The sequence below is a fragment of the Halobacillus sp. AWM4_238 genome (assembly GCF_056158265.1).
Map to the genome: position 1 here is coordinate 2616743 of NZ_JBSWSY010000002.1, position 14971 is coordinate 2631713.

A 14971-nucleotide genomic window follows, 5' to 3' on the forward strand; every position below is an offset into this window, starting at 1 on the left:
GATGATAGAATGAAATTCATCGATATTACGATGCTGCTGAATAACGATACCCCTCCCTGGCCAGGAGACGAGCCTTTTGAATACAAGCTGACATGGTCTATGGAAGATACAGGGGCAGTCAACGTTGGTCAGTTTAAAGGCAGTAACCATATCGGGACACATGTGGATGCCCCTTTCCACTATGACTCCACTGGCTTAAAAATCGCCGATCTGCCTGTCGATCGCTTTTCAGGAAAGGCTCTTGTCATTCCTGTAAAAGGTGAACAAACCATCACTAAAACACTGTTGGAGGATGTAGACTTGAGCGGGGTAAGCAAAGTACTCTTCCATACGGAGAGCTGGAAGGATCGCACCCGTTTTCCTCAAACGTACACAGTCATCGGTGAAGATGTGGGTACGTATCTAAACGAGCATGGCATCGACCTGATTGGGATTGATACCCCTTCGGTCGATCCTGAAACGAGCAAAGAATTGCAAGGTCATCACACCCTTTACCGGAATGACATCCTAATACTTGAGGGGATTGACCTTTCTCAAGTGTCGCCGGGAGTATATGAGCTTTTTGCTTTTCCATTGAAAATGGAGCAAGCTGATGGCAGCCCCGTACGTGCCGTACTACGCACCACTGATCTCGTTTAACTGCCCTTGTAGCTGAAATTAATATAAAAAAGTGCCCAGGATACTCTCCTGGGCACTTTTGTTGCCTATCTTATTTTTTCGTAATTCTTTGGTCAATCGCCATTTTCTTCGCTACTTTTGGTGCGAGCCAGATCATTGGCAGCAGAAGAATGGATACAGGAACAGCTGTGACGACAATGAAGTTTTGCAGCTGAGTGATTCCACTGTCTCCTGTGATCAATAGAATGACAGCAATCGTACCCATCAATACGGCCCAGAAAATTCGAAGCCAGCTTTGTGGGTTTCCTTCACCAGTAACGGCCATGGCAATCGTGTAGGACATGGAGTCACTCGTCGTTACAACGAAAAGAATCGTTAAAATCAAGAATAACGGAGAAATTACACTAGCTAATGGGAACTGCTCTGTAATGGCAAACATGGCTGCCGGGTTCCCCGCTTCATTCAATGCATTGGATACAGACCCAGGATTGTTCAACTCAAAGTAGATCCCTGATCCACCCAGGACAGTAAACCAGAACGTAGAAATAACAGGAGCAAAGACAGATACAGCAACGATGATCTCTCTGATCGTCCGTCCTCTGGAAATACGGCTGACGAGAATCGCCATCATTGGACCATACCCAATGAACCATCCCCAGAAGAATACAGTCCATAGAGATAGCCATCCTTCATCTCCTCGATACGTACTCATCGGAATGAATTGATCCACATAATAACCGAATCCTGCCAAGAAATGGTCAATGATAAATCCACCCGGACCAAAGATGACAATAAACGCCATCAATGCAATGGCCATACGGACGTTAAAACTACTAAGAATTTGAATCCCTTTATATAGACCTGTGACCGCTGAAATCGTTGAGATGATTACAACAGCAAAAATAATGGAAAACTGTGTGCTGAACTGATTAGGAATTCCGAAGATTTCCTGAAGTCCGTAACTCGCTTGCAGACCTAGGAATCCAATTGGACCAATCGTCCCTGCTGCTACAGCAATGACAGAGAAAGCATCAATAAGCGTCCCCAGCCAGCTGTGGCGCAATTTTTCACCAAAAATCGGATAAAGCAACGTTCTGGGCTTCATCGGCATTCCTTTATGATAGTGACCATACATCATAACGACCGCACTGATCGTACCAAGAATAGCCCATGCCAGGAATCCCCAGTGCATAAAGCTTTGCGCCAGTGCCGGATTGATGGCTGCTTCTGTACCAGCTTCAACGCCGGACTGTGATGGCGGGACAGTCAAAAAGTGCCACATTGGTTCAGCGGCAGCCCAGAAAACACCTCCGCCGGCCAATAGCGTAGCCATGATGATGGATAGCCATTTATATAGACCAATTTCCGGCTTCTCCATATCCCCCATTCGAATTTTTCCGTAGCGGGAAAAAGCTAACCATAGCCCTACAAAGAACGTAGCAAGCAAAAGTACTTGCCAAAAAGCACCAAAATACTTAGCTGACCACGCGAAACTTTCGCTAACAATCTTTTCAATCAAATCAATATCAATGAGTGCAAGAATAACGAAAAGGACTAATAATCCTCCACTTATTACAAATACCGGCCAATCAATACGGCCTGAATTTTTATTTTCCATAGTTGTCTCCTTTAATTCAAAATCTGTGTGATTGCACAATGTACAACTTTACCACTCATTTTATTATGGTGTAAAGACATATCCTTTATCCTCTAAGAAGGAAATGATTTCATATAAAAATCGCATAAAAAGCGATCCCCCTCAGAAGAGATCGCTTTTTATCAATCCTTTGGTGACTCGACTTTATGATCTTCCTGTATGTTCTGACACTCCTTACAAAGGTTGATGTCCCTCTCTTCTTTTATTTGAAGCGGCTTCCCGCAACGCTGACACTCATCATAGTTATTCGGGTTGGTTTGGAATCCAAACATTTGGTTACTTCCATCGTTATACATTGAAGCTCATCTCCTTTCCAATCGCTTTTCTCTTCTTATTCCCTATTTGCTCTCACATAGTCATCGCATGATTTCCTTAGCTGCCGTCATACCTGACAATGTAACTCCAAGTGTTCCCGCTCCAGGGAACACTGTATCCCCGCATTGGTACACGTTCGGAATGCCAGTACGAATAGAATAACTGTTGATCCAGCTGTATTTTCCTTTAGGGGTGTACCCTCCAACTTTCCCTTGTTTCCTTCTCAACCATTTTTGAAAAGTTATTGGAGTTCCGGGGAGTACAATGTCCAGACTTTCATTAAAACCAGGAAAGTAATAGTCCACTGTATCCAGGAGTCGATTCTGCATATGCTCCTTATCTGCTTCATATTGGTCTGAATTCCACCATGGGGAGATCGATGTATGAGTGGAGATCGTCAATGACCGTTTTCCGGCAGGCGCCATCGTTTGGTCTTCAGGGTGAGATAAGGACAATAGAAACTGCCCCCCGTCATGAAGATCATCCGGATGATTCGGATCGATAAACTGATGGTACAGAGCTTCTTCCTTTTCAAACACCCTGCCATCTATACCACCGTGAATAATGAAAGCTCCCCATGCCTCTCTTTTTTCTTCCTTTAACGGTTTAATATAGGATTGTTTACCCATTCCCTCTGATACCGTATCATGGAAATTATGGACAGAATTGTTCAGTAAAACCTTGCGGGCACGGAATACCTGATCACGTTTCGTATGAAATTCAAAATGATCCCCGCTTTTCTCGATCGTAAATATTGGATGACGCATATATAGGTCGCTCCCTGAATCCTTTAAAAAATCGGACAAACGGTCTGCGACTGACGCAAGTCCTCCATATACCAAGTAAGCGCCTTTGTGAAACGTTTGAAGGGCTGCATATCCTAGAAAAGCTGGGCAGTTTTCTACACTGGTCTGTACACTATCCATTAATTCACCATTCAAAAAAACGCGAAAAAGATGGTGATGATGAAGACCGTATTTTCTTAAGCGATCCTCCACAGTCTGATTCATAAAAGGGAAAAGCTTCAACGTCTCCTTGTTTACTAAAGGAACAGAACGCTTGAAATCTTTTAAAGTTCTTGGTGGGAATACAGGAAGGTCTCCTGTTAATCGGTCCACGATCGCTCCTACTCTAAACACCTCATCATAAAAGGATTGAACAGCAGAAGCGTGGGTGGGGAAAACCCTTTGGATTTCTTCATACCAACGATTTCGTTCACGATAATAATGAATGGTACGATCCGGCATGTGAATGTCCATGATGGTATCCAGCAATGTCATCGTGGGAGGATCAATCTTCAATTGATCAAAAAGTCTATGGAGGACTCCTCCTTCTTCAAATCCCATCCCTAAAGTAGCGCCTGACTGAAAGCGGTAGCCATTCCGTTCAAATTTTCCTGCGCTACCACCGAGTTCATTGGATGCTTCAAACACAGCGACTTTCATTCCTTGTTTGGCAAGAGAAGCGGCAGCAGCCAACCCGCCGAATCCTGCCCCTACAACTCCGACATCATAAATCATCCGCTCACCTCCCTCCTCTTCTTTTCCCCCACCTCCCCTTTTTTAGGCATAACGAATGTTCTTCACGTATATGGCATGTTTCTTGAAGACTCGATTTCGAAACTTTTATGGGAGTTAAACGGCTCCGGGAAAAGGTTCGCTTTCCGTGGGCGAGTGATGAGCCTCCTCGAGCTAACGCTCTGCGGGGTCTCATCTACCACGCACTTCCCACAGGAGTCTCACCTTTTCCCTCCGCCCTTTTGCTATATGAGATTCTCGAAATCCCCTCTAATTGCAACCTGACTATTTCTGTTATAAGACCCGGTCACCCACACCGTTATAGCGTGGTTAAAACCAAAGGTTCTGCACGAAAAAGCGAGGAAACTGTGCCTGTGAAACGTCCGCACGAAAAACGAATGGAGACACGAACGTGTGTGTCTTTCTACTGACTGATTCAAAATACTGCAAATTGTCGTTTCCCTGCCCCCGTATCCATGACCAGGAATCGACATTCTTTAATTCAACCAAACAAGGCTGCCCTTAGGATGCACCGCGTTATGTGCTCACCGCGCTCCCGGGGAAAGCGAGCTATTCCCCGTAGCCCAAAAACTCACACAAACATCTCGAAACTGAACCTTCCACAATCGGGTGTTTTTGATTAGGATAAATTATGGATTTTATTGAAGAAATTTGTTTTTTTACAGACCATTTGGAATGGACTATCGTCTAATGATAGAGAAAGGAGAGGAAGGCCTGGTGTCCGGACAAACCCAAACCAATTTCACAAGCGATGAAGCGGTAGAGTACATAATGAACCAATACGGGGAATCGTTGAAAAGAACCATTTTTACATATGTAAAGAATCACCATACCACAGACGATATCTTTCAGGATGTCCTGTTGTTGATCTATCGGAAGTGGGACAAATTTAATGGAGACTCCCAAATGAAAACGTGGGCTATGAGGATTGCCATCAACCGGTGCAAAGATTATCTCCGGTCCCCGTTCCACCGTATTAAAATCGCTACAGATAAATGGAAAGAACAAAAAGATCCATCCTTTACCGAGCAAAAGGTCGTTCGAAAGGAACAATGGGATCAGTTAGCAGAAGCCATTCTTCACCTCCCCGTCAAATATAGGGAAGTCATCATTTTGACGATTCAACAAGACATGACGCAGAAACAGATTGCGGAAGCGACCGGCACACCTTTAAGCACGATCAAGACCAGGATGCAGCGTGCACGTCAACTGCTGAGGAAAAAGGCAGATGAAGGAGGGATAGATCCGTGGATCATCAACGAATAAAAGAAGCCATCAACCGTCAAATTGGGGAGGATCCTTTATTCACAGGTAAAGATAAAGAGCGATTCTACAAAAACAAGCCAAGACGAAGATTCCGTTTACCTGCAGCTCCGAAGATTGTTACGGTCCTTCTTGCTTTCATTGTTCTGAGCGGATCCTTTTATACCTTTGTAACGACAGACTGGTTTGAACAATCTTCTTCCCCAACCGAAGAGGGATCTGAGCCAATAGAAGAAACACAACCTGAACCAGTTCCTAGAATGCCGACCCATTTAAAAGTTGAAAAGCTTAAAGAACTCATTGCTAATCGACCCAGCAATAGTCGAATGGATGACGTTATTGACCAATTCAACGGGACTGAAGTTGAATCCAATCGATTGAAAAAAACGGAAAACGAAACAGATTTCGAGGTGCTGGAAAGCAAATATGTGTTCAATTCTCAAAACGAAGCTGAGAATTCTAGTCTTACTCAGGATCCCCCTAAGGTGGACATGTTTAAGCGCGGGGACATAGAAATTTCTTTAGAACTCGAGTGGGTGGATTGGACAGAAGAAGACGTATTACGTTCAGCTACACTTCTATACCTTTCAGAAAAAGGCACGCTTATTGAGGAACATTACAACATCAATACCCACCATGGTGGATTTATTAAAGTCGAAAATCCTGACCAGCCAGTCGTCATGGATGAATTGATTCTAAATTCCATCGCAAGGTCACTCGATAAAGAGCCAGATTCTATTACCAAACGCGATCTATTATATTTGGAACATCTCACAATTAACGCTTCCCATTTAAGCGGTACCTATGAAGTGGACGAAGATATTGAATATTTTAAAGCGATGCAGTCGCTGTTCGTTCTGAAGCTGAATCAAGCCATCATTCCCGGGGAGTTATTAAAGGAGGTTCCTTATTTGGATCAGGCGACTTTCATCGGTCCTACCGTCGACGATTTGAGCCGTGTCAAAGAAGGGCTGCAAACCATCACGTACTTGAATTTGATTAATTCTTCCTTTAAAGGTACGGCTGAAGACATTCTTGATCTGAAATCTTTGAATATCGTCAGGGTCGACCCGTCGGTTGTTCCAAATTACGAAGATTTACAATTTGAAGGCATGGATGTTCGGTGGTAATCAACAGAAAAAATAAAAGGGTACGGGGATTTGCTTCCGCCCAGAGGAGAGATTCAATCCCCTCCCTTCCTTATATTAGGTATAAGATACAGAAGGAGGAGTTCCCATGTGTGGAATCGTCGGAATATTCAATAAAAAAGGCGTTGGAAATCATGCTCTCATCCAGGACATGATGGATAAAATTCATCACCGTGGACCAGACAGTCAAGGATCTTATACGAACACAGAAATCAGCCTGGGATTTCAAAGACTGAAAATTATCGATACATCTGAAAATGGAAATCAACCGATGTTTAATGAAGATGATCGTTATGTGATGGTTTTTAACGGGGAGATCTATAATTTTCAAACGTTAAAAGAAGATTTACTTTCGAAAGGGCACACGTTTCAAAGTCAGACAGACAGTGAGGTTGTGCTTCATGGGTATGAAGAATACGGTCCTGAGATTTTGCAAACGTTACGAGGCATGTTCGCTTTTTCCATATGGGACAAAGTCGATAAACACCTCTTCCTTGCCAGAGACCCATTCGGCATCAAGCCACTGTACTATACACATGAAACGACTAACGGCTCCTTCTTGTTTGGGTCTGAAATTAAATCGTTTCTTGCTTACCCGGAATTCCGCAAGTCCTTCAACACGGAAGCCTTGCAACCTTTTCTTACCTTTCAGTATTCAGCTATGGAGGAGACATTTTTCCAAGGCGTTTACAAACTACCTCCCGGCCACTATATGATTCATGATGGCAGGGATTATATAGTTCAGCGCTACTGGGAACCCTCTTATTCTGAGGAAACGACTGACTTGAAAGAAGCTGTTGGAAAGATTCAGGAAGCGATGGAGGATTCCATCCGTCACCACAAAATCAGTGATGTAGAAGTCGGATCCTTCCTATCTGGAGGCATCGACTCAAGTTATGTGACGAGCTTATTGAAACCACATAAAACGTTCTCGGTGGGTTTCCAAGATTATGAAGGGATGTTCAATGAAACAACACTCGCTGAAGAATTATCTCATAAAATAGAAGTGGAAAACCACAAACGGTTGATTTCAGCGGACGATTTTTTTCAGGCTGTCCCACTGAATCAATATCATATGGACGAGCCTCACGCCAACTTATCTTCGGTCCCTCTTTTCTTCTTAAGTGAGCTGGCTAAAGAACATGTAACGGTCGTGCTCTCAGGGGAAGGAGCTGATGAACTGTTCGGAGGCTATGACTGGTATAAAATCAGTCCGGAACAAAGAATCTATGAAAAAGCGCCGTTTACACTTCGTAAATCCATTGCCAACCTTTCAACCAAGCTACCTAACAACAGAATCTCCACCTTTTTGAAGAATGGTGGAAAGAGAATCGAAGAAAAATTCATCGGACACGCGAAAGTCTTTCATCCCAAAGACGCTTACGAAGTTCTTAAACCAGTCTACCGGCAGAACTGCAAACCGGCAGACCTTCTGTCAAAAACGTATGCAAAAGTATCGGGGGCAAATGATTCGACGAAAATGCAGTACGCCGATCTTCATCATTGGCTCCCGGGTGATATCCTTCAAAAAGCTGACAAGATGAGCTCCGCTCACTCTCTTGAGCTACGGGTCCCGTTCTTAGACGCGAGAGTCATGGAAGTCGCTTCTTCCCTCGCTCCTTCGTTAAGAGCAAATGGTAAAGATACGAAATATGCCTTGAGGGAGGCGGCTAAACAAGTACTCCCGGATGAATGGGCGAACCGGAAAAAAGTAGGCTTTCCTGTGCCCATCCGGGATTGGTTGAGGCAGAAGAAATACTATGACTTAATGAAAACGTCATTAACGTCTGAAACGGCGCAGGAATTTTTCCATACCGACGTCTTAGTCCGATACTTGGACGACCATTATGAGGGGAATGGGAATCATCATCGTTATATTTGGACCGTCTACGTGTTTCTTCAATGGTATGAAGTCTACTTTAAGAAAGAAGACATGCACCTACAATCAGAAGAAGCTCGCCTCGTTTACGCATAACAAAACCGGCAGCGCTTGAGCGCTGCCGGTTTTCATATTTTTATTCAAATGTAATCGCCCAGCTGCCCTTACGCATCACAGGTTCTGTCGTTCCATCTGCAAGTACACCATCAATATCAATCTCGCCGGAGCCCATCATGAAATCAACGTGAGATAAGCTATCATTCACGCCATGTTGATCAAGCTCCTCCGCGCTCATATCTGACCCGCCTGTCATGTTGTTCGGATAAGCTTTTCCGAGGGCAAGGTGACAAGAAGCGTTCTCATCATAAAGCGTATTATAGAAGATCAGACCAGATTGAGAAATCGGAGACTCATGCGGTACAAGCGCCAATTCTCCCAGTCTGCGTGAACCTTCATCTGTTTCTAGAAGATGCTTCAGGGTTTCTTCCCCTTCTTCAGCTGTGAAATCAACGACTTTCCCCTCTTTGAACGTCAGGGTGAAATTATCGATGACGTTTCCACCGTAATTCAACGGTTTCGTGCTGGAAACTTTTCCATCTACTCCATATTTATGAGGAGCTGTGAACACTTCTTCTGTCGGCATGTTCGGGTTAAATTGAATTTTTCCTTCAACCGTCTTTGAAGGTCCCCCTTTCCAGATGTGTCCTTCAGGAAGAGCTACTTCGAGGTCCGTACCTGGAGCTTTGTAAATCAATTTCTGGTACTGCTTTTCATTTAGATATTCACGTGCTTTAATTAAGGTTTGGTTATGTTCTTCCCATGCAGCTACCGGGTCTTCGCGGTCCACACGGACAATGCTGAAGATTTGCTCCCAAAGCTTTTCAACTGCTGTATCTTCCTCTTCACCAGGGAAGATTTTTTGAGCCCACTTAGGAATCGGAATACTGACAATCGACCATTGAATTCGGTCATTCATTGTATAATCACGGAACTTGGACATCGCTTCTGATCTCGCCTTTGTAGCCGCTGCCACTTTGCTTGCATCAATTCCTTTCAAAAGATCAGGGTCTGTCGAGCGAATGGAAAGGATGGCCGCTCCCTGCTCCGCAAAATACGTGTATTGCTGCTTCTGCCATTCTGGAACGTCTGACAACGTCTCCTGGTCAGCATGTTCGTATTTCATGCGCGTCAGCTCATCGTCACCCCAGTTGATATGTACATCCTTCGCTCCCATTTCAAAAGCTTTCCGTGCAACGATTCGTGTAAAATCCGCTCCAGCAATCGTTGAGTTGATCATTAACAATTGATCTTCTTGCAGGTTGACGCCTGTACGTAAGGCTAATTCTGCATATTTTTCTAAGTTTTCTTGACTTGGCATATTCATTCGTACAATCCTCCTGTCAATGGTTGTATCTGTATTCATTATTCCATAAAAAGCACAGAACTACAAAAATAAGCCGACGGTTTACGATCCGGCCGTATTGAAAAAAAGAGTGGAAAACAAAAGTTTTCCACTCTTCATTCAGTCATTCATCCTCTACTCCTTCAACAATCAAGGAAAGTTCTTCCCACCGCTCCATTTTTGCTTCCAATTCTGATTCAGCTTCCTCTTTTTCTTTCGAAAGCTCTTGGACACGATCGTAGTTCGTCGCTTCTTGAGCAAGCTGCTCGTCAAGGAGCTCGACCTTCTCTTCCAATGCAGAAATTTCGTCTTCAATCGTCTCCCATTCCTGTTTTTCTCGATAGGACAGCTTGCGCTTACGATTTCCCCTTCGCGTATCTTCCTGAGTGGAAGGTTTCTTATTCACCTGTTCGACTTTCTTTTCATCTTTTCTTTTTTCAAGGTATTCGGAGTAATTGCCGTAAAACTTCCGAATGTCTCCCTTCCCTTCAAACGCCAATAGACGGTCAACGACACGATCCAGGAAGTAACGATCGTGGGAAACCGTAATGACGACACCCGGGAACTGTTCCAAATAATCTTCCAGGATACTAAGCGTCTCTGTGTCAAGATCGTTCGTCGGTTCGTCTAAGAAAAGGACATTCGGTTCGCTCATCAGAACTCTAAGCAAATACAAACGACGGCGTTCTCCCCCGGACAGCCGCTTAATGTACGTCCACTGCTGCGGGCGCGGGAATAAGAAACGTTCCAGCATCTGTTCTGCTGTAATTTCATCTCCATCTGCTGTCGTAATGACTTCTGCTACTTCTTTAATATATTCAACGACTTTCAGATTCTCATCAAGCTCTCCGTGATCCTGTGTGTAATAGCCGATTTTGACGGTCGAACCGATGTGGACAGTCCCGGTATCCGGTTGGATGCGTTCCGCCATGATGTTCAACAATGTCGTTTTACCTGAACCGTTCGCACCGATGATTCCGAGTCTCTCCCCCGGCACGACAAGGTAATCTAAATCATTGATCAGCGTTTCATCCGCAAAGCCGTGGGTCACACCCTCTAATTCTATGACTTGATTTCCTAATCTTGTAGAACCGATCGCCATATCCACGTTTTCTTTCTTGGTGTCAAAGGTCTCTTCTTTCATTGCTTCCACCCGTTGCTTACGAGCTTTTTGTTTTGTCGTTCTCGCTTTCACGCCAGCTTTTAACCAGGCTAGTTCTCTACGAAGCGTATTTTGGTGTTTTTGCTCAGCTTGACGCTCCCACTCTTCTCTTTCTGCCTTTTTCTCAAGGAACGTTTCATAGTTTCCTTCATAGATATACAAGCGGCTTTTATCCAGTTCATAGATTACGTTTGTCACGCGATTCAAAAAGTACCGGTCGTGCGTAACGACGATAAGAGATCCTCTATAGGAAGCTAAATACTCTTCGAGCCACTCAATGGTTTCGTTATCCAGATGGTTCGTGGGCTCATCCAGCAAAAGCAAATCCGCCGGTTGGATCAGAGCTTTCGCAATAGCGACCCTTTTCTTCTGTCCTCCAGAAAGTTCACTGATCTTCTTATCGAAAAATTCAATCCCCAGCTTGGATAGAACCGTTTTAGCCACCGTGTTGGCTTCCCATGCTCCTTTTTCATCCATCTTCTGCTGAAGGTCGAGCATACGTTCCTGTACACGCGAATCCTCCGGATGAGCTGCTAAATCCAAAAGCACTTTTTCGTAGGCTCTCATAAGGACCATGATCTCAGCATCCCCATGATAGATTTGCTCAAGGACGGTTTGACTCTCATCTAATTGTGGCTCCTGCGGCAAATATTCCACCGTGAAATCCTTCGCGTGATCCATATCTCCTGAATCTCCACTCTCTAAGCCTGCAAGAATCTTCATAAGGGTTGATTTGCCCGTACCGTTCACTCCGATCAGGCCGATCCGTTGTTGATTGGAGATCGTGAAAGAAAGGTCCTCAAACAGATCTTTATCTCCATAACTTTTACTCAATTGATTGACTGATAGTAAACTCATTCCGCTCATTCCTTTTACTGAATATCTCTGTCCATCATATCATATCTGAAGGGGTGAAGGCTGATGTAGGAACTCTTCCTTCTTTTAGCGCCATACGAAAAACAGCCTCTGGAACGAAGTCCAAAGGCTGTTTATGCGTGTTATCCATTTTCCTTTTCTGAGGATTGATCTCTCCTCCAGTATTCCATACCCTCGACACCAGGAAGGTGATCTTGATAAAAGACCGGATCTTTTCCTTCGTTCTTTTGCTTGCGGTAATCCTGCAGAGCAGCATAAGCCACTGATGATAATCGGAAAATGGCGTACAAGTTAATCAGTGCCATGATTCCCATCGTCAAGTCGGCCAGTGACCATACGAGACCAAACTCAGCAATCGCCCCGAACATAACCATAAACAGTACAGCCAATCGATAGATAAAGATGGCCGTTTTGCTTGTCTTGATGAATTCGATGTTCGTTTCGCCATAGTAATAGTTTCCAATAATTGAACTAAATGCGAAAAGGAAGATTGCTACAGCGATAAAGATCGCCGCCCATGCCCCTAGTTCGGACTCAAAAGCCGCCTGTGTCAGTTGAATTCCATCAAGGTCTGTGCCTACATAGTCCCCAGCAAATAGTATGATGACGGCCGTGGCACTACAAATAAGTAAAGTATCCGTGAATACACCTAATGTCTGAATCAACCCTTGTTTGACTGGGTGTGTCACTTCAGAAGTCGCGGCAGCGTTTGGCGCACTTCCCATACCTGCTTCGTTTGAGAATAATCCACGTTTGATTCCGATCAGAATCATCCCGCCGAACGTACCTCCAGCAACTTCACGAATACCGAAGGCACCAGCGAAAATTTGTCCGAACATTGCTGGCACCTGTCCGATGTTCACAAATAACACGTAGGCTGCAAGGATGATATAGAAAATAGCCATAATCGGGATGATGAACTGTGTCACTTGTGCAATTCGTTTCAACCCACCAAAAATGATAAGAGCAACTATAAACGTTAGAATGGCACCGAGCAGCCATTTATCCATATCAAAAGAATTCTCAAAGGCCAGACGGATCGTATTGGATTGAACAGAACTGAACACCAATCCATACGTAAATGTAATGGTAATCGCAAAGACGATTCCAAGCCCCCTATTTTTTAATCCTTTTTCAATATAGTAGGCAGGACCGCCTCTGTACTGATTTTTTTCAGGGACTTTGTACACTTGTGCAAGCGTACTCTCAATAAAGCTTGAGGCTCCACCAAGAATAGCGACAATCCACATCCAGAAAACAGCCCCAGGACCACCGACAGTAATGGCTGCGGCTACCCCAGCCAAGTTACCTGTACCGACACGAGATGCCGTACTAATAGCAAAAGCCTGGAATGGGGAGGTTCCTTTTTTGCCCTCTGCAGAAATGGAGCGCTTATCGAAAAGAACGCGGAACATCTCTGGTATGTATCGGAATTGAGCGAACCTGAGTTTAATCGAAAACCATAATCCTAAGCCCAGCAAGGCGGCAACGAGAATGGTCCCCCACATCCAGTCGTTCAGAAAAGTAAGTATATCTTCCACCATATCTTTCACCTCTTCAAGTATATTTTTTCCATTATAAGTCAATTCCCGTAATCGTTTACAAACAAACACCATCTACAAGAACTTGGCTATTTTACCATACCACCCCCTACCTCCTCTACTTCCTCGATCAAATCATCTCTATTTCCACTCATTCCCTTTTTATCACTAAAGACTCAATTTGAGACCATTGAACCTACTAATTGAAAAAAATTCTCAATATTACTTGACTTCTCTGACAAATCTATTAGAATGGAGTCTGGAATGAAAATCATTATCAATGGTTGATAAAAAATTTTACATAAGAGGTGGAAAGAACATGAGAAACAAATGGTTTTTAATGAGCTTTATCCTTATCCTTTCTATGTTCGTTCTCGCTGCTTGCGGTGGAAACGATCAAGAAGAAGCAACAGAATCAAATGAAGAAGAAACAACAAATACGGAAGAAAACACCGAAGAAAATGCAACAGAAGAAACTGGCGGTGAGGTCAACCTTTACACAGGTCGTCACTATGACACAGACCAAGAGCTTTATGACAAGTTTGAAGAAGAAACAGGCATTAAAGTCAATGTCATCGAAGGTAAAGACGATGAATTGATTGCGCGTCTTGACCGTGAAGGCGAAGCTTCTGAAGCTGATCTATTGATTACAGCGGATGCCGGTCGTCTACACCGTGCGAAATCCCAAGACCTTCTTCAGTCCATCGAAAGTGATGTGCTAAGTGAAAACATTCCGGAGAAATTCCGTGATGCGGACAACAACTGGTTTGGACTTACGAAACGTGCACGTGTGATCGCTTATCATAAAGAACGCGTAAATGAAGAAGATATCCAAACTTACATGGATCTAACGAAAGATGAGTTTCAGGACAAAGTCTTGATCCGCTCCTCTTCAAACATCTACAACCAGTCTCTTGTCGCTTCTATGATTGCAACTGATGGTGAAGAAGCTGCAAAAGAATGGGCTCAGGGCATTGTAGATAACATGGCTCGTGAACCACAAGGCGGTGACCGTGACCAGGCGAAAGCTGTAGCCGCTGGCGAAGGTGATGTAGCAGTCATGAATACCTACTACATGGGTAAAATGGTGAATTCTGAAGATGAAGAAGAAGTGAAAGTAGCAGAACAATTGGGCATCATCTTCCCGAACCAAGATACAACAGGCACTCACGTGAACATTAGTGGCGTAGGTGTAACAGCTAGCAGCCAGAACACTGAAAACGCTAAGAAATTCATTGAATTTCTTTCTCAAGAAGAAGCACAAAAGCAATTTGCTGAAGCAAACTATGAATATCCGGTTAACCCGAATGTAGAGCCTTCCGAGCTTCTACAGAGCTGGGGTGAGTTCAAAGAACAAGACATTCAACTGAATGCACTTGGAGAGAACAACGACCGCGCGATTCAAATCATGAATGAAGTGGGCTGGAAATAATTAGCCTTCGAACCGCATCATGCCTTCCATGATGCGGTTTTTTCTATACAAAACAGTTGAGAACTGTTATCATTAAAACGGACTCAACCTTGAATGAAGAAAGTTTTCGGCTTTTTTCATTCAAGGCTGAGTGATTGGTA

General features: G+C 44.0%; 11 protein-coding genes. 5 read left to right on the forward strand and 6 right to left on the reverse strand.

Annotated elements, in window-relative coordinates:
• Nucleotides 1–9: 9 nt before the first annotated feature.
• Nucleotides 10–639, forward strand: a complete 630-nt coding sequence (kynB, locus tag ACXACN_RS13170) for an arylformamidase (protein WP_474965018.1) — start codon at nt 10–12, stop codon at nt 637–639.
• 70 nt (nt 640–709) lie between these two features.
• Here the strand turns inward: kynB and ACXACN_RS13175 are convergent, their stop codons facing one another.
• From ACXACN_RS13175 to ACXACN_RS13185, 3 genes are all read right to left on the reverse strand, one after another.
• A complete protein-coding gene (locus ACXACN_RS13175; protein ID WP_474965020.1) occupies nt 710–2236 on the reverse strand; it encodes a BCCT family transporter in 1527 nt (508 codons plus the stop codon).
• 161 nt (nt 2237–2397) lie between these two features.
• Nucleotides 2398–2571, reverse strand: a complete 174-nt coding sequence (locus tag ACXACN_RS13180) for a hypothetical protein (protein ID WP_474965021.1) — start codon at nt 2569–2571, stop codon at nt 2398–2400.
• A gap of 60 nt (nt 2572–2631) precedes the next feature.
• On the reverse strand, nt 2632–4110 hold the full coding sequence (locus tag ACXACN_RS13185) for a phytoene desaturase family protein (protein ID WP_474965022.1): 1479 nt from the start codon (nt 4108–4110) through the stop codon (nt 2632–2634).
• Nucleotides 4111–4845: 735 nt separating this feature from the next.
• Here ACXACN_RS13185 and ACXACN_RS13190 point away from each other — a divergent pair.
• The 3 genes from ACXACN_RS13190 to asnB all read left to right on the forward strand — a co-directional run bounded on the left by ACXACN_RS13190 (nt 4846) and on the right by asnB (nt 8514).
• Entirely contained in the window at nt 4846–5394 is a 549-nt protein-coding gene (locus ACXACN_RS13190) for a sigma-70 family RNA polymerase sigma factor (protein ID WP_474965024.1), read from the forward strand.
• Entirely contained in the window at nt 5376–6521 is a 1146-nt protein-coding gene (locus ACXACN_RS13195; RefSeq protein ID WP_474965025.1) for a hypothetical protein, read from the forward strand. The genes ACXACN_RS13190 and ACXACN_RS13195 overlap by 19 nt, the downstream gene beginning before the upstream one ends.
• Nucleotides 6522–6627: 106 nt before the next feature.
• A complete protein-coding gene (gene asnB, locus ACXACN_RS13200) occupies nt 6628–8514 on the forward strand; it encodes an asparagine synthase (glutamine-hydrolyzing) (RefSeq protein WP_474965026.1) in 1887 nt (628 codons plus the stop codon).
• A 40-nt stretch (nt 8515–8554) separates the two neighbouring features.
• Here the strand turns inward: asnB and ACXACN_RS13205 are convergent, their stop codons facing one another.
• The 3 genes from ACXACN_RS13205 to ACXACN_RS13215 all read right to left on the reverse strand — a co-directional run bounded on the left by ACXACN_RS13205 (nt 8555) and on the right by ACXACN_RS13215 (nt 13402).
• Nucleotides 8555–9802, reverse strand: coding sequence for an aminopeptidase (locus ACXACN_RS13205; RefSeq protein WP_474965027.1), 1248 nt, complete (start codon nt 9800–9802; stop codon nt 8555–8557).
• Nucleotides 9803–9944: 142 nt separating this feature from the next.
• Complete coding sequence (locus tag ACXACN_RS13210; protein ID WP_474965028.1) at nt 9945–11840, reverse strand: ABC-F family ATP-binding cassette domain-containing protein; 1896 nt, start codon at nt 11838–11840, stop codon at nt 9945–9947.
• A 140-nt stretch (nt 11841–11980) separates the two neighbouring features.
• Nucleotides 11981–13402, reverse strand: a complete 1422-nt coding sequence (locus ACXACN_RS13215; protein WP_474965029.1) for an alanine/glycine:cation symporter family protein — start codon at nt 13400–13402, stop codon at nt 11981–11983.
• A 316-nt stretch (nt 13403–13718) separates the two neighbouring features.
• Here ACXACN_RS13215 and ACXACN_RS13220 point away from each other — a divergent pair, with 316 nt between their 5' ends.
• Nucleotides 13719–14831: a Fe(3+) ABC transporter substrate-binding protein gene (locus ACXACN_RS13220; protein WP_474965030.1), complete on the forward strand. Its 1113-nt coding sequence runs from the start codon at nt 13719–13721 to the stop codon at nt 14829–14831.
• Nucleotides 14832–14971: the final 140 nt, after the last annotated feature.